This is a genomic window from Antribacter sp. NEAU-D49 (genome assembly GCF_057158775.1).
Map to the genome: position 1 here is coordinate 1 of NZ_JBXTSN010000025.1, position 18,120 is coordinate 18,120.

18 protein-coding genes are annotated in these 18,120 nt (G+C 72.2%); 8 read left to right on the forward strand and 10 right to left on the reverse strand.

Annotation, left to right across the window (positions count from 1 at the left end):
* The 7 genes from AC060K_RS17365 to AC060K_RS17395 all read right to left on the reverse strand — a co-directional run.
* Window positions 1-223 (reverse strand): transposase (locus AC060K_RS17365; protein WP_483765222.1); only part of this gene is annotated, 223 nt, incomplete at its 3' end.
* Between the two features lie 18 nt (window positions 224-241).
* Window positions 242-1,777 (reverse strand): class-II fumarase/aspartase family protein, encoded by a 1,536-nt coding sequence (locus AC060K_RS17370; RefSeq protein WP_483766599.1) that lies wholly within the window; start codon window positions 1,775-1,777, stop codon window positions 242-244.
* A 49-nt stretch (window positions 1,778-1,826) separates the two neighbouring features.
* On the reverse strand, window positions 1,827-2,642 hold the full coding sequence (locus AC060K_RS17375) for a carbohydrate ABC transporter permease (RefSeq protein ID WP_483766600.1): 816 nt from the start codon (window positions 2,640-2,642) through the stop codon (window positions 1,827-1,829).
* A gap of 131 nt (window positions 2,643-2,773) precedes the next feature.
* Complete coding sequence (locus tag AC060K_RS17380) at window positions 2,774-3,754, reverse strand: carbohydrate ABC transporter permease (RefSeq protein ID WP_483766601.1); 981 nt, start codon at window positions 3,752-3,754, stop codon at window positions 2,774-2,776.
* Window positions 3,751-5,130, reverse strand: coding sequence for an ABC transporter substrate-binding protein (locus AC060K_RS17385; protein ID WP_483766602.1), 1,380 nt, complete (start codon window positions 5,128-5,130; stop codon window positions 3,751-3,753). Before AC060K_RS17385 ends, AC060K_RS17380 begins: the two co-directional genes overlap by 4 nt.
* A 110-nt stretch (window positions 5,131-5,240) precedes the next feature.
* On the reverse strand, window positions 5,241-5,414 hold the full coding sequence (locus AC060K_RS17390) for a hypothetical protein (RefSeq protein ID WP_483766603.1): 174 nt from the start codon (window positions 5,412-5,414) through the stop codon (window positions 5,241-5,243).
* Window positions 5,415-5,598: 184 nt separating this feature from the next.
* Window positions 5,599-6,267: a DsbA family oxidoreductase gene (locus tag AC060K_RS17395; protein WP_483766604.1), complete on the reverse strand. Its 669-nt coding sequence runs from the start codon at window positions 6,265-6,267 to the stop codon at window positions 5,599-5,601.
* A 98-nt stretch (window positions 6,268-6,365) separates the two neighbouring features.
* Here AC060K_RS17395 and AC060K_RS17400 point away from each other — a divergent pair, with 98 nt between their 5' ends.
* Together AC060K_RS17400 and AC060K_RS17405 are read left to right on the forward strand one after the other, a co-directional pair.
* On the forward strand, window positions 6,366-7,004 hold the full coding sequence (locus AC060K_RS17400; RefSeq protein ID WP_483766605.1) for a histidine phosphatase family protein: 639 nt from the start codon (window positions 6,366-6,368) through the stop codon (window positions 7,002-7,004).
* A gap of 18 nt (window positions 7,005-7,022) precedes the next feature.
* A complete protein-coding gene (locus AC060K_RS17405; RefSeq protein ID WP_483766606.1) occupies window positions 7,023-7,547 on the forward strand; it encodes a PH domain-containing protein in 525 nt (174 codons plus the stop codon).
* Between the two features lie 48 nt (window positions 7,548-7,595).
* Here AC060K_RS17405 and AC060K_RS17410 read toward each other — a convergent pair whose 3' ends face one another.
* On the reverse strand, window positions 7,596-8,312 hold the full coding sequence (locus AC060K_RS17410; protein WP_483766607.1) for an MOSC domain-containing protein: 717 nt from the start codon (window positions 8,310-8,312) through the stop codon (window positions 7,596-7,598).
* A gap of 196 nt (window positions 8,313-8,508) precedes the next feature.
* Here AC060K_RS17410 and AC060K_RS17415 point away from each other — a divergent pair, with 196 nt between their 5' ends.
* Complete coding sequence (locus AC060K_RS17415; protein WP_483766608.1) at window positions 8,509-9,864, forward strand: NAD(P)/FAD-dependent oxidoreductase; 1,356 nt, start codon at window positions 8,509-8,511, stop codon at window positions 9,862-9,864.
* Between the two features lie 142 nt (window positions 9,865-10,006).
* Window positions 10,007-11,413, forward strand: coding sequence for a cellulase family glycosylhydrolase (locus tag AC060K_RS17420; protein WP_483766609.1), 1,407 nt, complete (start codon window positions 10,007-10,009; stop codon window positions 11,411-11,413).
* Window positions 11,414-11,543: 130 nt separating this feature from the next.
* Here AC060K_RS17420 and AC060K_RS17425 read toward each other — a convergent pair whose 3' ends face one another.
* Window positions 11,544-12,962: an FAD-dependent oxidoreductase gene (locus AC060K_RS17425; protein WP_483766610.1), complete on the reverse strand. Its 1,419-nt coding sequence runs from the start codon at window positions 12,960-12,962 to the stop codon at window positions 11,544-11,546.
* Between the two features lie 83 nt (window positions 12,963-13,045).
* Here AC060K_RS17425 and AC060K_RS17430 point away from each other — a divergent pair, with 83 nt between their 5' ends.
* Both AC060K_RS17430 and AC060K_RS17435 read left to right on the forward strand, forming a co-directional pair.
* On the forward strand, window positions 13,046-13,447 hold the full coding sequence (locus AC060K_RS17430; RefSeq protein ID WP_483766611.1) for an ArsR/SmtB family transcription factor: 402 nt from the start codon (window positions 13,046-13,048) through the stop codon (window positions 13,445-13,447).
* Between the two features lie 99 nt (window positions 13,448-13,546).
* The gene (locus tag AC060K_RS17435) at window positions 13,547-14,632 is read left to right on the forward strand and encodes an arsenate-mycothiol transferase ArsC (RefSeq protein WP_483766612.1); all 1,086 of its coding nucleotides are present in this window, start codon (window positions 13,547-13,549) and stop codon (window positions 14,630-14,632) included.
* Between the two features lie 3 nt (window positions 14,633-14,635).
* Here the strand turns inward: AC060K_RS17435 and AC060K_RS17440 are convergent, their stop codons facing one another.
* Window positions 14,636-15,280, reverse strand: a complete 645-nt coding sequence (locus tag AC060K_RS17440; protein WP_483766613.1) for a nucleoside/nucleotide kinase family protein — start codon at window positions 15,278-15,280, stop codon at window positions 14,636-14,638.
* Between the two features lie 72 nt (window positions 15,281-15,352).
* On the opposite strand from AC060K_RS17440, the gene AC060K_RS17445 reads away from it, so the two are divergent.
* A complete protein-coding gene (locus tag AC060K_RS17445) occupies window positions 15,353-16,087 on the forward strand; it encodes a VOC family protein (RefSeq protein WP_483766614.1) in 735 nt (244 codons plus the stop codon).
* Window positions 16,088-16,211: 124 nt separating this feature from the next.
* On the forward strand, window positions 16,212-18,092 hold the full coding sequence (locus AC060K_RS17450) for a glycerophosphodiester phosphodiesterase (protein ID WP_483766615.1): 1,881 nt from the start codon (window positions 16,212-16,214) through the stop codon (window positions 18,090-18,092).
* Window positions 18,093-18,120: the final 28 nt, after the last annotated feature.

The following is an 18,120-nucleotide window of genomic DNA, read 5'->3' on the forward strand; positions in this document are numbered from 1 at the left end:
ACGGCCCGTACTTCGCAGGCACGTCCCGCCACGGCGTCCCGGCCCGCAGCCGCCACAGAATCCCGTTGATCACCTGCCGGTGATCACGCCACTGCCCGCCACGCCCGGACGAGACCGGCAGCAGCGGCTCGATCCGCGCCCACGCCGCATCCGTCAACTCACCCCGACCAACACCCACAACCCGGACATTACAGAACCAGTGACCAGGCCATTCACAGGACAGGCCCTAGGACCGCTCCGGTCAGGCGGGGACGAGCACCTTGTCGCCCGCCCCTGTGGACGCCCGACCGGCGACGGGAGTGACGTCGTCGTCCGAGGCGGCCCACCCGGCGTCGGGCACCGGCGGGACGGCGGGCGGCGTGGCGACGACCTTGCGGGCCGGAGTCACCGCCGGCTCCGCGACCGCATCGGGCATCTCGAGCCGGTCGGCGACCGCCCGGGCGTGCTGCGCCATCGCGTGGGCGATGGCGACCGACTCGCCGAGGTAGTTCACGGGGTCGATGAGGTGACGGATCTCGTCCTCGTTGAAGTACGTGGCCACCACCTCGTCCTTGGTGAGCAGGTCGAGGAAGGGCAGGTCCTTCCGTGCCGACTCCTGCGCCACGGCGAAGACGACCTCGTGCGCCTTCTGGCGCCCGATCCGCTCGCCCAGCTCCATCATCAGCGACTCGGAGCCCATGAGGCCCGCCGAGAGCGCGAGGTTGGCGCGCATACGGTCCTCGTCGAGCTCGAGCCCGTCGAAGATCACGACGAGGCGGGACAGGATGTCGCCGGCCAGGACCGACGCCTGCGCCGCGACGTCCTCGAGGAGGGCCGTCATGGCGCCGTTGGCCTCGTGGTCGTGCAGCATGGACTCGAGCGCGGGGGCCGCCAGAGCGCGGAGCTGCGCGCTGGTGGACTGCAGGTCGAGGGCCAGCTGCGGGTTGCGCTTGTGGGGCATGGTCGAGCTGCCGACAGTGCCGTGCGGGATCGGCTCGAACGCCTCACCGAACTCCGGCTGCATCAGCGAGTAGATGTCCTTGCCGATCTTCCCTGCCGTGCCGGCGAGCTGGCCGAGGACGAGGACCAGCTCGACGATGCCGTCGTTGATCGCCCGCGAGGGCACCGGCATGGTGCTCAGGTCGAGGATCCGCGCCACCCGGCGCTCGACGTCGCGGCCTGCGGGACCGAACGAGGCGAAGGTGCCCACGGCCCCGCCCATCAGGACCCGGAAGAGGCGGTCCTCCAGCCGCTCGAGGCGGTCCACGTGCGCGGTCATCTCGTCGATCCAGACCGCCATCTTGAAGCCGAACGTGATCGGCACGGCGTGCTGGCTGTGCGTGCGGCCGGCCATCGGCACGGCGGCGGACGAGTCGGCCTGCTTGGACATGGCGCGCAGCGCCTGGGCGAGGAGACCCTTGATCCGCGTGTGGGCGTCCTTGAGGACGAGCACGTCAGCGGTCTGCGTGATGTTCTGCGTGGTGGCGCCCCAGTGCACCCAGCCGCCGTGCTCGCGGCCCACGACGCGGGCGAACTCCTCGATCAGCGGCACGAGCGGGTGGCTCGCCGCGGCCGTGGCCGCGGCCACACGCTCGAGGTCCAGCTTGTCGAGCTGCGCGGCAGCGCAGATCGCCCGGCCTGCCGGCTCCGGGATGAGTCCTACCTCTGCCTCGGCCTGCGCGAGAGCTGCCTCGACGTCGAGGCGCTTCTGGAATCGGTTCTCGACGCTGAACAGTGCGGCGATCCCGGCGTCGGGAACGCGGCCGTCCGTGAAGTGTCGAAACGATTCGGTACTCATGCGTGGATACACCCCTGTGGTTCTTCGTCGATGTGGGTCGTACGCGTGCTCAGCCCTTCTCCGCTCCGGAGGTGAGGCCGCCGGCGAGAAATCTCTCCGTGGCGAAGAAGATTGCCACTACCGGGACAGTCAGCACAATGGATCCGGCCATCAGCGTGGCCGGCGGAGTCTCGAGCGCATTGGTCAGCTGGGCCAGGCCCAGGGAGACGGTCCACCTGCTCCGGTCCTCCACGAGGAACAGGAGGGCGAACAGGAACTCGTTCCACGCGATCATGAAGACGAACAGTGCGTTCGAGACGATGGCCGGCAACGAGAGGGGCAGGATGATGCGCCTGATGATGCCGAGCCGACCGAGTCCGTCGAGAGCGGCTGCCTCTTCCAGCCCGACCGGCACCGTCTGAAAATAGTTCTTGAGCATAAAGATCGCGACCGCAACCGTCTGTGACACGTAAACCACGACGAGCACCCAGATGTTCCCGCGAAGCCCCAGCCGGGTGAACGCGACGAAGAGCGGAACTGCCAGCAAGATGCCTGGAAACAGGTAGACCGCAAGGAAAAGGCTGCTCACCTGACGCCTGCCGAAGAAGTCCAGCCGGCTCACCGCGTAAGACCCTGGAACGGCCACGAGCAGGGTGATCAGCACGGTCGCGACAGCGATCACCGCGCTGTTGAGCATCAGTCGCGCAAAGTCCTGACCACCGCTCTCGAGGGGCAGGAGGACGTCCACGTAGGCGTCGAGCCGCACCTCGTCGAGCGCGGGCCAGAAGCGCGCCGGGTCCCGCTGGAGCGAGGCGATGTCGCGGGTCGAGAGGACCAGGACGTACAGGAACGGGAACACCGCGACGAGCAGCAGCACCCCGGTCACGACCCAGCGGAGGACGCCCAGGACCCCCAGCTCGACGGCGTTCCGCGACCAGCGGGTGAATTTACGCCTCGACCCTGAACTTCTCACCATGCGGACAGGTTCCGTCCCGGTCCGGGAGACCGTCATCTCGCTCACGACTCACCTCCGCGCCGGCCGGCGAGCCTCAGGTAGGCCGCGATGAGGACCGCCAGGACGACCGCGAGCAGCAGCGCCTGCGCGGAGGCCGCACCGACGTCCCCGCGACCCACCAGGTAGTTGTAGACGCCCACGCTGACCACCTGCGTGCCTGCGCGCCCCTCCGTGAGGAGGTACACGTCATCGAAGTTGTTGAAGGTCCAGATGAAGCGGAGCACGGTGAGCACCGCGACGATCGGCACCAGCTGCGGCCACACGATGTGGCGGAACGACTGCGTCGGCGTGGCCCCGTCCATGCGGGCCGCCTCCTCGATGTCGCCCGGCAGCGCCTCCAGCCGGGCCGTGAGGAAGAGGAAGGCGAACGGGAACGTGCGCCACACCTCGAACGCGATCACCGTCGACAAGGCCACCGGCAGCGTGAGCTCGAGACCGAACACCCCTACCGGCGCCGAGCGCTGCGTGAGGAACGCGATCGGACGGTCCCAGCCGAGCAGAGCCTGCCCCCACGCGTTGACGAGTCCGTACTGCGGGTTGAGGAGGGTGCGCCAGGCGAACGTCGTGGCGACGATCGGCGCCACGTAGGGGAGCAGCAGGAGCGCGCGCACCAGCCCGCGCCCCCGGAAGGGACGGCGGAGGGCGAGCGCGGCGACCAGCCCCACCGCGATGGCCCCCGCCGTCCCGATCACGGAGTACGCGAACGTGGCGCCCATCGACTCCCACAGCCGACGGGACGACAGCACCTCGACGATGGACGCGGTGGTGAAGTCGCCGAACAGCGGGGCGTGCGCGAGCTCTACGAGCCGCAGGTCCTTGAACGCGAGCAGCAGCGACCACAGGATCGGCACCACGACGAGGACCACCACGATCACGACGCTGGGCAGCACCAGGCCGAGGCCCGCCCGGGCCTCGGCCCGCGCGAGCGGTGACCGGCGCGGGGCGCCCGCACGGGCGACCCGCGAGCGCCCCGGGATGGTCACCCGAGCGAGTCCTGGATCTCGCGGACCTGGTCGGCCGCCTGCTGGGCCGCCTCCTCGGGCGTGAGCGCGTCGGTGAACATGTCGTTCATCGCGTTCTCCACGGGCAGCTCGCCGAGCATCGCGCCGAGCAGCTCCGCGTGGCCCTGCCGGACTCCCCACCAGAGCGCCTCGCCGTCCGGGTTCGTCAGGACGTCGAGGACCTCCGGCGGGTAGAAGTCGGCGAGCGTCTGCTGCTTGGCGGTGCCGATCGGCAGCGCCTTCCAGCCGTCGAGGTACTCGGTGGGGTTCGCCTCCGTGCCGAGACGGTCCGGCACCTTGCCCTCGGGGGCCATGGAGAGCACGTCGAGGTAGCGGTCACTCATCGCGTAGGTGACGAAGTCGGCGGCCTCGGGGTCGGCGGTCACCGTGATCGCCCAGTCGCTCTGCATCCGGAACTGGCCACGCACCTCGCCGTCCGCGCCGCCGATGTCGGCCACGACCCCGGTGTTCTTCGCGAGGAACGCGGGGTCCGCCGCGCACTCCGGGCAGCTCGGGACGAAGTTCTCGTGCTGGCCGGCCAGCTCGTCCAGGAGGTACGACGAGTACATCGCCATGGCCGCCTGCCCGGAGAGGTACGAGGCACGCACGGCGTCCCAGTCCTGCTCGCCGGCGAACGAGTGCTCGGTGATGAGCTCGTCGTAGAACGCGAACGCCTCGACGCACTCGGGCTCGTCGAGCGTGACGGTCCCGTCCTCCTGGACCAGCTCGCAGCCGTTGGCGAGCGCGAGACCCTGGAAGTCGCCCTGCTCGGTGGTGAAGCCGGCGAACGGCGTGATGCCGGTCGCGTGCAGCTTCTCGGCGGCGGCCATGATGCTGTCGTAGTCGGTGGGGGCGTCGAGGCCCGCCGCCTCGAAGAGGTCGGTGCGGTAGAAGAGCACCGTCGGGTAGGAGTCGCTCGGGACGGCGAGGAGCGTGTCGTCGACGGTGGCGAGGTCGAGGGCGGCCGGGTTGAACGTGTCCACGCCGAGGCCGTCGACGACCTGCGCGGGCGCGTCGGTGTCGAGCAGGTCGTTCGCGGCCATGGCGCCCACGCCGTCCAGGCCGAGCGCCGCCATGACGTCAGGCAGGTCGCCCGAGGCGGCGCTCGACACGAGGAGCGCGTTGAACTGGGCCGCGTCGACGGGGACCACCGCGGTGTCGACGCCCGCGTCGGCGCCGAAGTCCCCGGCGATGTCCTCGAGGATCGCCACCCGGTCCGGGTTGTCCTCGAGGGTCCAGATGGTCAGCGTGCCGTCACCCTCGGCGGTGTTGCCACCGGCCCCTCCGCCGCACGCGGCGAGCCCCGCCGCCGCGAGCGCTACCGCACCGATCGCTCCACCCGCTCGGAAACTTCTCATGCCACGCTCCCCCTCGAGTCACGGACGTTCCTCGTCGAGGGTAGATCGATCTGGGCGGATTGTTCAGGATCAGGTGCGGCGCGTCCCCGGCGGCAGGGAGCGCTGCGGGGTCACTCCGGGATGGCGCAGACCCCGTCGACGCAGGTGCCTGCGTCGTCGCCCATCATGTGCAGGTGCGCCGCCTCGCTGCGGGGCGCGGCCGCCTCGGCGGCGCTGATGTCGACCAGGGTGACTCGGCGAGGGTTCGCGATCGAGCGGTACTGGCTCTCGTGGTTGTCCGTCATGTCTCCTCCTCGGGGATGTGAGGGTCGGGCTGCGGTGCTCGTACCCACTGCTCTGTGGGGTGCCTCAGTGTCGGTGATACCACGTCGCATCGTCTACCGGACGTCCTGTGAGGTCCGTCGCAGCGACCACGTTTCACCCGATCTACCTGCACCAACGTCATTCAGTACGGGTTGGTTCCCGGTCTCACGCGGAAATGCGGTCGGCGAGGACCTGGTCCAGCACCTGCACGAACACGTCGGGGTCCTGGGCGCCGGAGACGCCGTACTTCCCGTCCAGCACGAAGAAGGGGACGCCGTTGATGCCGAAGGCGCGGGCCTGAGCGATGTCGGCCGCGACGTCGTCGGCGAACCGGCCGTCCGTGAGGGCGGCGACCGCCTCGTCCCGGTCCAGGCCCACCTCGGCAGCGAGGTCCGCCAGGTCCTCGACGTGCCCCACGTGGCGCCCCTCCGTGAAGTAGGCGCGCAGCAGGCGCTCCTTCAGCTCGTACTGGACGCCGTGCGCCTTGGCCAGGTGGAGGAGCTCGTGCGCCCGCAGGGTCTTGGTGTGCCGCACCGCGTCGGTGTTGAACTGCAGGCCCTCGGCGGCCGCGAGCGCCGCCACGTGGTCCTGCATCTGCTGGGCCTGGGCCACGGGGATGCCCTTGTGGGCGGCGAGGAACTCGGTGGCGGTGCCCTCGAAGTCGACGGGGGTGTCGGGCGAGAGCTCGAACGAGTGGTACTCGACGGTGACGTCGGGGGCGGCGCCCTCGCGCTCGGCGATGCGCGCCAGCGCCGTCTCGAAGCGGTGCTTGCCGATGTAGCACCAGGGGCACGCGACGTCGGACCAGATGTCGACCTTCAGGGTTTCGCTCACGGACGTGCCAACCTCACGGGCGGCCCGCGGATTCCCGCATCCGCGGCCCGGTGGCGCGCCCACGAGCGTGCGCCACCGGGCTGCGCCATGCTCGGACCATGCCGCTCATCCCCACCAAGGACCCGCAGCTGGTGCTGCTCCGTCACGGCGAGACCGAGTGGAGCCTGTCCGGGCAGCACACCGGCCGCACCGACATCCCGCTCACCCCGGCGGGCGTGGAGCAGGCGCGCCAGGCCGGGGCGACGCTGGCGGAGTACCGCTTCGACCGGGTGCTGACCAGCCCGCTCCAGCGGGCCCGGCGCACCGCCGAGCTGGCCGGCTACCCGGACGCCGAGACCGACGACGACCTCGCCGAGTGGGACTACGGGCCGGTCGACGGGCGCACCGCGAAGGACGTGGGCGAGCAGCTGGGCCGCGAGTTCCTGATCTTCGAGGACGGGGTGCGCTCCCTGCCGCCCGACCCGGAGCACGGTGACGGGCGGCCCGGCGAGACGCTCGAGGAGGTCGCGGCGCGAGCAGCGCGCGTGGTGCAGCGGGCGGAGGAGACGCTGCGCCACGGCGGTGACGTCCTGGTCGTGTCGCACGGCCACCTGCTGCGGGTCCTCGTGACGGCCTGGCTCGGCATCGACCCGCGGCTGGGCTCCCGGTTCGAGCTCGGGACGGCGGCGATCAGCCTGCTCGGGTACGGCCATCACCTGCGAACCGTGGAAGGTTGGAATCTCCCGCCTTCGCCCTGATCGTGACACTATGCACGCATGAAGGACGAGCACCTCGCCGAGGGCGAGTCGGTGGTCATGACCCTGCGTACCCACCCCAAGAAGATCGTCAAGCCGATCCTGCTGCTGGTGGTGCTCCTGGCCGCGCTGGTCGCTCTGTGGGTGCTCCCGCTGCCGGTCGACGGGCTGATCCTCTGGTTCGCCACGATCGTGCTGGTCGTCCTCGCCGTCACCGCGGTGGTCCCTGCGTGGGTGCGCTGGCTCACCACCCGGTACGTGATCACGAACCAGCGGGTCGCCCTGCGCACCGGCGTGCTCACCCAGACCGGCCGCGACATCCCGCTGTACCGCATCAACAACGTCACGTTCGAGAAGCAGCTGAGCGACCGGTTCTGGGGCTGCGGCACGCTCGTCATCTCCGACGGCACGGACCAGCCGGGCATGATCCTGGACGACGTGCCTGACGTCGAGTCCGTGCAGCGCCGCCTCCAGGAGCTGGTGCGCCAGGGCGACGACGGCTCGGACAGCGGCGAGTTCCCGCCGAACGAGCCCGCTCGGCGCTGAGCCGGCTCCTCCGCGGTGCGAGATCCGGTCGACAGCAGGAGCCGGGGCTCAGTCGACGACCGCGCGGCCCGCGGCCTGCTCCGCCCGGCGGAGCATGTCGGCACTCAGCGTGACGTCCCCCTTGGCGTGCGCCTCGAGGAGCCGCCGCCCCAGCTCGACCCGTGCGTCGACCGCAGGTCCCACGTCGTCGCCGTCGTCCCCGACCGGCCTGGCCATCGCCTTGACGCGGCTCCAGGCGGCGAACGCCTCCGCGACCGTCACCCCGTGGGCGGGCCGGTAGCCGACGGTGATCTCGTCGCCTGCTCCGAGCTCTCCCGCCTGGACGACCCGGAGGTACGCCCCCGTCCGGTTGGCGTCGGCGAACCGGCGCACCCAGCGCTCCTCGCCCATCCGCCGGGCGAAGGTCTGGCACGGCACGCGAGCCTGGGTGACCTCGAGCACCGCCGTGCCGACCTGCCAGCGCTCACCGATCACCGATCGGCCGATGTCGAGGCCCCGCGTCCGGAGGTTCTCGCCGAAGAGACCCGGAGGGATGTCACGCCCCAGCTCAGCGGCCCAGACGTCGGCGTCCTCCTGCGCGTACGCGTAGACCGCCTGGTCCGGTCCGCCGTGGTCCCGGCGGTCGGCCTGGACGTCGGCGTACAGGCCGAACCGTCTGACCACGACGCGGCCCTCCACCGGCCGCTTGTCGATGGCGGTGACGCCCACGGCGCTCGGGTCGGGAAGCAGCTGGTGCACGCGGCACACGGCCAGGAGGTCGCCCATGGCAGCCATCCTGCCAGGTCGGCGCGCCACCCCGGATTGGCGAGCCGTGCTCGCTGCCCCGTACCGTGGGACACGTCGCGGACGACGTCCGCGACACCGGCGGACGCCGGCCGACAGCTCCACCGCACAACCTGACAGAGCTGACCGCCAGAACGCGTGCCACCCGGCGCGCACCGCACCAGGAGGCCTCGCACCAGTGACCGAGCCGACCCCCGCCCACACCCACCTCGACGACGAGCTCGGGCTCGAGACAGACCTGCTCGCCTCCGAGACGGAGTCGCTCCCGCACGTGGTAGTCGTGGGTGGTGGATTCGCCGGCATGGCCGTCGTCAAGGCCCTCGCGAAGGCCCCGGTGCGGATCACCCTGATCGACCGCCGCGTGTACAACACGTTCCAGCCGCTGCTCTACCAGGTGGCCACGGGGGGCCTGAACCCGGGCGACGTGACCTACTTCCTGCGCGGCCTGCGGCTGAAGCAGAAGAACGTGCGCGTGGTGCACGAGCACCTGGTCGGTGCCGACCACTCCGCCAAGAAGATCCGCCTGCTCAACGACATGTGGATCAGCTACGACTACCTCGTCGTCGCGTCCGGCGTGACCACCAACTTCTTCGGCACCCCGGGTGCCAAGGAGCACGCCTTCCCCATGTACTCCCGGTCGCAGGCGATGAAGATCCGCGACAACCTGTTCATCCGCCTCGAGAAGGCGGCGAAGTCCCGGCGGTCCGACGACGGGCTCCGGGTCGTCGTCGTGGGCGGCGGCGCCACCGGGGTGGAGGTCGCGGGCGCTCTCGCCGAGCTCCGCACCGCCGGTCTCGCCCCCGCGTACCCCGAGATCCACGGCGACGCCTTCGAGGTCAAGATCGTGCAGCGCGGCACGGAGCTGCTCAAGTCCTTCGCGCCCTCGTTGCGGGCCTACGCCACCCAGGAGCTCAAGCGCCGTGGGGTGTCGCTCCACCTCGGCGCGGGCGTGAGCGCCGTGGAGCCGGACGGCGTGGTCCTCACCGACGGGACGCGCATCCACGCCGACCTCACCGTGTGGTCCGCCGGCGTGCACCCGCACGAGGAGGTCGCGGAGTGGGGACTGCCCCAGGACGGCGGCGGCCGGATCGTGGTGGGCGACGACCTCCAGGTGGACGGGATGCCGGGCGTCTTCGCAGCCGGCGACATCGCGGTGTCCCCGTCCGACCTGCCGCAGCTGGCGCAGCCCGCGCTCCAGGCGGGACAGCAGGTCGCCAAGAACATCGTCGCGCTGCTCGAGGGCCGTCCCACGGAGCCGCTGGAGTACACCGACAAGGGCACCATGGCCGTGATCGGCCGTCGTGCCGCGATCGCCGAGATCCAGCTCCCCGGCAAGGGTCAGCTCCGGCTCACCGGCGGGACGGCGTGGATCGTGTGGCTGTTCGTCCACATCATGTCGCTCATCGGCCCGCGCAACCGGGTCACCACGCTCGCGGGGCTCGTGACGCGCTACGGCTTCCCCTTCCACCGCAGGCCCATCCCGATCGTGGGCGACGTGCCGACGGTCAGGCCGCCGAAGAGCCCCTCTGCCTGACTTAGGTCACTGAAGGAAGTTCTGTCCTTAAGCGTTTCAGATCCTTGTCGCGCCCTTCTCCTCGGGCGAGCCTTCGGCGCGAAGGTGCGCGGGACGTCGTCGGACACGACGACCGCGCCAGAGCTCTCGAAGGGGAGGGACCGTGAGACTGACACGCAAGGACTTCACCGCCGCCGCAGGCGGCGTCGCGGCGACCGCGGCAGTTGCCGCGATGCTCGTGGCGTCGCCGCTGGCCGGCGACACCACGGCGGAGGCCGCCACCGGCGGCATCCACGTGAGCAACGGGAAGATCGTCGAGGGAGACGGCACGCCGTTGCTGCTGCGCGGCACGAGCCACGCGCACACCTGGTACGCGTCGCAGACGCGCGCGTTCGCCGACATCTCCGCCACCGGCGCCAACGCCGTGCGCGTGGTGCTGAGCGACGGCACGCGCTGGACCAGGAACGGCCCGGCGGACGTCGCCGCCGTGGTGGACCAGTGCTGGGACAACAAGCTGGTCTGCGTGCTCGAGGACCACGACACGACCGGCTACGGCGAGCAGGCCGGTGCGTCGACCCTCGCCACCGCCACCGACTACTGGATCTCGCTGCTGCCCACGCTGGAGGGCACCGAGGACCACGTGCTGATCAACATCGGCAACGAGCCCTACGGCAACGACGCGGCCACCGCGAGCCGCTGGGCGTCCGACACGTCGACGGCGATCCAGCGCCTGCGCGCGGCGGGCTTCGACCACACGATCGTCGTGGACGCGCCGAACTGGGGGCAGGACTGGAGCGGCACCATGCGCGACAACGCCGCCACAGTCTTTGCCGCCGACCCCGACCGCAACACCGTGTTCTCCATCCACATGTACGGGGTGTACGACACGGCCGCCGAGGTGCGCGCCTACATCGACTCGTTCACGAGCCGCGGCCTGCCGCTGATCGTCGGCGAGTTCGGGCACGACCACTCGGACGGGAACCCGGACGAGGCGACGATCATGTCGTACACGCGGTCCCAGGGCATCGGCTGGTTCGCCTGGTCCTGGAGCGGCAACGGCGGCGGCGTCGAGTACCTCGACATGGTGCAGGCGTTCGACCCGACCCGGCGCACCTCCTGGGGCACCCGGGTGATCACCGGGGCGGACGGGTTCTCGCAGACGTCGGTGCGGGCGAAGGTGTTCGGGGGCGTCACGACGCCGACCCCCACTCCCACCCCGACACCCACGCCCACCCCGACGCCGACGCCGACGCCGACGCCGACCGTGACGCCCGTCCCGGGCCAGTGCGTGGCGACCTTCCGGGTCGTCAACTCGTGGCAGGGCGGCTTCCAGGGCGAGGTGACCGTGAAGGCGGCTGCCTCCCGGACGAGCTGGCGCACGCAGTTCACGCTGGCGTCCGGAACCACGATCTCGAACCTGTGGAGCGGCACGCTGACCTCGTCGGGCACCACGCACACCGTGACCAACGCGCCGTGGAACGGGACTCTCGGCGTGAACCAGAGCACCACGTACGGGTTCGTCGCGAACGGCACCCCGCCGTCGTCGGCCCCGGCGGTCACCTGCTCCTGAGGTGACCCGCTCCTGAGGTGACCTGCTCCTGAGGTGACCTGCTCCTGACGCGGAGGCCCGGCGACCGTCTCGGTCGCCGGGCCTCCGCCCCGTTCCGTACCAGCCCGTCCCCGGCCGGGCCGGGCCGGCCTCAGACGGCCGCGTCCCCCGCACGGCCGTGGGCCACTCCCGTCGCGAGCCCGAAGGTCACGGGCTGCGGACCGCTCGTGGAGCAGCACCCCGAGCCGGCCGCGTCGAGCAGCCCGGACGCGACCGTGCCGTCGGCGTCGGCCGCAAGGCCGAGGTCGGTGGAGCAGACGCCGGTCTGCGGCAGGTCGAGCTCCACCGCGTCGGCGGCGGCCCGGTCGCCGGCGAGGGCCGCCGCGACCGACCTGACCTGCTCGTACCCGGTCGCCAGCAGGAAGGTCGGCGCCCGCCCGTACGACTTCATGCCGACGAGGTAGAAGCCCTCGTCCGGCTGCGCCAGCTCGGACTCACCGTGCGGGGGCACCGTGCCGCACGAGTGGAGGTTCGGGTCGATGAGCGGGGCGAGCGCGCGCGGCGCCTCCACGACCGGGTCGAGGTCCAGGCGGACCTCCCGCAGCATCTCGAGGTCGGGCCGGAAGCCCGTCGCGTTGACGACGTGGTGGACGGTGAGGTCGAGCAGGCCGTCGCTGCCGTCCTGGCGCGCCGTCCCGAGCACGCGTACCTCCGGGGTGGCCGACGGCGTGCCGACCGGCTCCAGCCGCTCGATGCCGACGCGCGTCAGCAGCTCCACGCGCCCGTCGTCCACAGCCTCCTTGAGCCGCGTGCCGAGCAGGCCGCGGGCCGGCAGCTCGTCGGCCGCTCCGCCGCCGTAGAGGCGACGCGGCGAGCCGCCACGGATGGCCCAGGTGATGCGCGTCCCGGGCTCGGACCGGGCGAGCTCACCCAGCGCCAGGAGGGTGTTGGCGGCCGAGTGCCCCATGCCCACCACGAGAGTGTGGCGGCCTGCGAACCGCTCGCGGTCGCGACCGAGCACGTCGGGCAGCGGCCCGGTCAGGAAGGCCGACGCCTCGCGCTCCCCCAGCGCCTCGAGGCCGGACGTCCCGACCGGGCTCGGCTGCCCCCAGGTGCCCGACGCGTCGAGCACCGCGGCGGCGCGCACGTCGCCCGCGGAGGTGCGGACGAGGTAGGGCAGCCGTTCACGCCCCAGCGAGCGGGTGCGGTCGGCGCCGTCCTTGGCGACGGCGACCACCCGCACGCCGTAGCGCACGCGGTCGCCGAGAGCCGCTGCGAGGGGTGTCAGGTACTGGTCCACCAGGTCAGCACCCGTGGGGAGCACCTCGGGGTCGGGCTCGACCCAGCCGGTTCCGGCGAGCAGCCTGCGGGCCGCGGCGTCGACGCCGTACCGCCACGGCGAGAACAGCCGCACGTGACCCCAGCTCGCCACAGCCGCGCCGGGGCCGTCCCCGGCCTCGAGAACCAGGGGGTCGAGGCCCCGCTCGCGCAGGTGAGCGGCGGCAGCCAGACCCACCGGCCCGGCTCCGACCACGACGACGGGAAGGCCCTCCCGGGACGGCTCGCTCATGCTCACTCCTTAGATCGAAGAACCTCGATGAGTTGTTCGAGATCAACGTATCCACAAACGTCGATACGTGGCAAGATGGTGCCATGTCCGTGACGACCGAGCGCCCCCTCCTGCCCCTCGCCGAGGCGACGACGACCGCCCGAGCCGACCGTCCGTCGTCGGGCACCGTGTGCTGCGCGCCGCTCGTCCGGGAGGTGCTCGACCCGGCCGCCGCCGCCGAGACGGCGCACGCCTTCAAGGCGCTGGCCGACCCCGCACGCATCCAGCTTCTGTCCATCGTGGCTGCTCACGAGGGTGGAGAGGCCTGCGTCTGCGACCTGACCGAGCCTCTCGGGCTGTCCCAGCCGACGGTGAGCCACCACCTCAAGATCCTCGTGGAGGCCGGCCTCCTCGCCCGCGAGCAGCGCGGCCGATGGGCCTACTACTCTCTGGTGCCGGCGGGTCTGGCACGCCTCGGCGCGCTCCTCACGGAGACCACCGCCTGAGATCCAGGGGTAGCGCTCCCACGCTCGGAAGGGCCAACATGGACCACCGACCGGACGACGAGGAAGTCGTCGTGCGCCAAGGCAGCGGAGGGGGTGGGCATGAACCCGGGAGAGTTCCGGATCGCGCAGGCGCGCGCCATGGCAGAACCCGTGCGGCTGCGCCTGCTCGCCCGTCTGCTGACGTGTCCCGCCGGCCAGTCGGCCGCTGAGGACCTGGCCGGACCGGAGCTGTCGGCTGCCGAGGCGCTCGAGCACCTGCAGGCGATGTCCGACGTCGGGGTGATCGCGCCCGTGGGCCGCGGTGCCTACCTGGTCAGCCGCGCAGCGGACGACGACGAGATCGGCGCCCTGTACGACGGTCCGCTGTACGGGCCGCCGTCCGTCCGGCCGGACCGCCAGCGCTACCGCGTCGCCCCGCGCGGCATCGTCGGCTTCGGCGTCGCGGCCCTCGCCGCACCGCGGTTCGACGGCGACCCGGTGCTCGACCCGGACGACACGCCGGCCCTCCTCGGCCGGATCACCGAGACGCTCGCCCAGCAGTTCTCCACCAGCGTGGGCCCGGAGACGGTCCGGCGCCTCGTCCAGGAGAGCCATGGCATGGTGGCGCCCACGATGGGCGCGACTCCGCACCTCCCCGCGGTGACCGCCTGGCTGGCCACCGACCGCCTCGCGGCCCTCGCCCTGCACCCGCTACCTCTGCGGGCCCAGGACGTGCTGCTCGTGTGCGTGCACAACCAGGGCCGCTCGCAGATCGCCGCCGCCGTCCTCCGCCACCTCGCGGGCGACCGGCTGCGGGTCCGCACGGCGGGCTCTCGGCCCGCCGCCGCCCCCGACCCCACCGTCCGCTCCGTCCTCGCGCGCCGCGGCCTCGACGGACTGGTCGAGTTCCCCCGGCCGCTCACCCCGGAGCTGGTCCGCGCGTCCGGCGTCATCATCACGATGGGCTGCGGCGACGCCTGCCCCGTGCTGCCCGGTCGCCGCTACCTCGACTGGCCCGTGCCTGACCCGGCCGGGCGAACGCCCGCGGAGGTGGAGCGGATCGTCGACGAGGTGACCCTCCGCGTCGAAGCCCTGGTCGAGGAGCTCGACGGACTGGACGCGAGGCCGCTGACCGTGACACGCACCGTGGGGGTCTTCGGCGACGAGGACGAGGACGGCCTACGGGCGCTCCGTGCCGTGACCTGAGCCTCATCGGTCACGGTGGACGAGGGCGGGGTGCCGCGGGTCGTCGACCCGGACCACGAGGTCGGCGGTCCCCTCGGGATCGGTCTCCTCCGCGTACCGCTCGTAGGCGGGCAACGTCCACGCCTCGTCCGGCCCGGTACGCCGGCGCAGGGTCGCGGGGCGCAGCGCGAGATGGACGGCCAGGTCCAGGTCGAGCCACCTGCCCAGCACCAGGGACCCGTCGAGCACCACGACGAGGCCCGGCGCGGCCGGGACGGGCTGCGCCCGGGTGGCCCTGTCGGTCACGGGGTCGCGCAGGCTCGGCAGGTAGCGCCCCGTCCCGCCCGGTCCGACGGCGGACAACACCTCCCGGTTGAGGGCGCCGACGTCGAGCCGGTCGTCGAGGAGGGCGTCCGGGTCGTGGTGCCCGTGCTCCAGCCGGAGCGACCGCGGCCGGAGGAAGTCGTCCGCACGGATCCGGGCGACCGGGTGCCCCGCGGCGCGCAGCGGACCGACGAGCGCGTCGGCCAGCTCCTCGGGGCGGGTCGACGGGTGGCCGTCCACGGCGAGGCGCACCGCCTGGTCCGGGGGCGTGACCGCTGCCCGCTCCAGCACGAGGTCGACCATGCGCCGGACGAGCACCTCCGCTGACACCGGCTCCACCCGCACCGGGCCATGCTGCCATCCCGGGTGAGTGTCGGAGGCACGGTGCACGCTGGTGACACCGAACAAGGAGGGATCATGACCGAGAGCAACACCCCCGCACCGCACGGGATCGGCCGGGTGGACGCGGTCGTCCTGGACGTGCCGGACACGAAGGCGTCGGCAGCGTTCTGGCAGAGCCTGACCGAGGCCACCGTCGAGCAGGAGGAGAGCGACGGCTGGCTCACCCTGGGCACCCCTGACGGCTGGTCCATCGCGTTCCAGCCGGCGCCCGACCTGGTGCCGCCCCAGTGGCCGGGCCAGGAGCACCCGCAGCAGCTCCACCTCGACCTCAACGTCCCGGACGTCACCGCGGCCACGGAACGAGCCGTCGCACTCGGGGCCACCCTGCTCCGGGAGGACGAGAGGTGGAACACCCTGGCCGACCCGGCCGGGCACCCGTTCGACCTCTGCGTCGCGGAGGACGCCCAGGGCACCACCGTCCTGGGTGTCACGTTCGACTGTCCGGACGCCTCGGCACTCGCCCGCTTCTGGTCGCAGCTGCTGGGCGAGGAGGTCACGTACGACGCCGATGGCATGGCCATGCTGGGCGGCGACCGTGCCCTGCTGTTCCAGAGCGTGGAGAGCTACAACCCGCCCGCCTGGCCCGACCCGGCCAGGCCGCAACAGCTGCACCTCGACATCCAGGTGCCCGATCTCGACGACGGGGAGGCCGCAGTGCTCGCGATCGGCGCCACCCGTCTGCCGGGCGGGGCCGACGGTTTCCGCGTCTTCGCGGACCCGGCGGGCCACCCGTTCTGCCTGGTTCGCTGACCGGGTCTCCTCCCCGTCCAGAGGTGTCGGCGTCGGGCAGCCGACACCTCCCGTTCCTCCACGCGTCAGCCGGCGGCCACCACCGGTGCCTAGCGTCGCGGGCGACCCGACTCGAGGAGGAGCCATGCCCGGCACCTTGCGACGCGCCCGTACGCGACGCTCCCTGTCCCTTTCCGTCGCCGCACTCGCCACGGCCGCTGTGGCGGCGCCGCTCCTGGCGGCCGTGCCCGGGGCGGCGCCCGCCGTCGCCGCCCCCGGTGAGGTGGCGTACACGCAGGACTTCAACAGCACGGCGAACGGCGCGCTGCCCGAGGGCTGGCGCCCGGTGGCCGGGAGCTGGGCCGTACGTGACGGCCGGCTCGTGGGCGAGCCCGGCGCGATCACCCGCATCACGTTCGGCCCGCACCTCGAGAACTACCGGTTCGAGGCGACGGTCCGCTTCGAGCAGGTCACCAACAGCACCCGGTGGCTCGCCCCGATCCTCGACATCGCCCCTGGCGGCGGAGTGCCGTGGTGGCAGGCGGCCATGCGGACCACGACCACCGCGGCGAACGGCCTGGAGCTGGCGCAGCGCACCGCGGGCAACGCGTGGAACGTGCCGTACACGGCGGCGGCGCAGTCCGCGGCCGGCACCGGGCGCGACGTCCGGATCGCCGTCGAGGTCCAGGGCACCCATGCCACCTGGATCTACGACGGCCAGGAGCGGCTCGAGGGCACGATCGAGCGGTCGGCCGACGGCGTCCTCGGCTTCTCCGCCGACGGCGCCCGGATCTCGGTGGACGACGTCCGCGTGACGGAGATCGAGCCCTGGACCCCGGTGGCGGGCGACGGCGAGCTGCCGGTCACGGCGGCGCACCGCGGCTACTCCGCCGTGACACCCGAGAACACGCTCGCCGCGTACGCGGCGGCGATGCGCACCGGTGCCGAGTTCGTCGAGATCGACGTGCACACCACCGCGGACGGCGTCCCGGTGGTCATGCACGACCAGACCGTCGACCGCACCACGGACGGCACCGGCGACATCGCACGGTTGCAGTCGCCGTACGTCGCGACCCTGGACGCGGGCTCGTGGTTCAACCCGGCGTTCACGGGCGAGCCCGCGCCCACCTTCGCGCAGACGCTCGACCTCATGCGGACCGGCTCGTCCGCGATGCTCCTGGAGATCAAGGGTCCGGAGACGCAGGCCGAGGTGAACCGGATCGTCGACATGATCACCTCGCGCGGGCTCGCGGGCCGGATGGTGATCCAGTCCTTCGACGCGAACGTGCTGCGGCACGCCAGGGCGCGGGCGCCCCAGATCCCCACGGGGTACCTGGTGTCGACGGTCCACGCTGACCCGGTCGCCGTATCCCGCGACCTGGGCGTCTCCTACTACAACCCCGCGGCGGCGGCCCTCGCCGGGCGTCCCTCCGTGGTGGCCGACCTCAACGCGGCGGGGATCGCGGTCTTCGCCTGGACCGTCGACTCGGCCGAGCAGTGGAAGCAGCTCACGGCCGAGGGCGTGGACGGCATCATCACCAACCGGCCGGGCGCCTTCATCGGCTGGAAGCAGGCTCAGGAGCAGGTTCCCGCCGCGGACGCGCCCACGGTCCAGGTTCTGGCCCCGGTGGCGGGCGGCACCTTCGACACGGGGGCCGACGTCGTCCTGGCCGCCTCCGCGACGGACGCCGACCAGGTGCAGCTCACCGTGGACGGCGCGCCGGTGGAGAACGGCGCCGTGCTGGCGGCTGGTGACCTGGGCGTCGGCGAGCACACCGTCGTCGCGCGGGCGACGGGCGCGGGCGGCGAGGTCGAGGCGACCGCCACGTTCACCGTGGCCGTCACGCCGGAGGGCCTGCGGGCGCGCCTCGCCGCGCTGCCCGTGCCGACGGGCCAGCTGCAGCAGCTCCTGACGGCGCTGGACCAGGAGGACTGGGCGCGGCTGCGGTCAGCGGTCGTCCAGCACGTGGCCGACCCGGCAGCCTCGGAGGCGCTCGTCGCCGAGGTCAACCACCTGGCTGACTGACCCACCCCGTCAGAAGCCCGCTTCGAGA

Bases quoted from the DNA above. Each gene is read 5' to 3' on its own strand.
- AC060K_RS17370 (WP_483766599.1), bottom strand. From the start codon at position 1,777: ATGAGTACCGAATCGTTTCGACACTTCACGGACGGCCGCGTTCCCGAC.
- AC060K_RS17385 (WP_483766602.1), bottom strand. From the start codon at position 5,130: ATGAGAAGTTTCCGAGCGGGTGGAGCGATCGGTGCGGTAGCGCTCGCG.
- AC060K_RS17390 (WP_483766603.1), bottom strand. From the start codon at position 5,414: ATGACGGACAACCACGAGAGCCAGTACCGCTCGATCGCGAACCCTCGC.
- AC060K_RS17400 (WP_483766605.1), top strand. From the start codon at position 6,366: ATGCCGCTCATCCCCACCAAGGACCCGCAGCTGGTGCTGCTCCGTCAC.
- AC060K_RS17405 (WP_483766606.1), top strand. From the start codon at position 7,023: ATGAAGGACGAGCACCTCGCCGAGGGCGAGTCGGTGGTCATGACCCTG.
- AC060K_RS17410 (WP_483766607.1), bottom strand. From the start codon at position 8,312: ATGGGCGACCTCCTGGCCGTGTGCCGCGTGCACCAGCTGCTTCCCGAC.
- AC060K_RS17425 (WP_483766610.1), bottom strand. From the start codon at position 12,962: ATGAGCGAGCCGTCCCGGGAGGGCCTTCCCGTCGTCGTGGTCGGAGCC.
- AC060K_RS17430 (WP_483766611.1), top strand. From the start codon at position 13,046: ATGTCCGTGACGACCGAGCGCCCCCTCCTGCCCCTCGCCGAGGCGACG.
- AC060K_RS17435 (WP_483766612.1), top strand. From the start codon at position 13,547: ATGAACCCGGGAGAGTTCCGGATCGCGCAGGCGCGCGCCATGGCAGAA.
- AC060K_RS17445 (WP_483766614.1), top strand. From the start codon at position 15,353: ATGACCGAGAGCAACACCCCCGCACCGCACGGGATCGGCCGGGTGGAC.
- AC060K_RS17450 (WP_483766615.1), top strand. From the start codon at position 16,212: ATGCCCGGCACCTTGCGACGCGCCCGTACGCGACGCTCCCTGTCCCTT.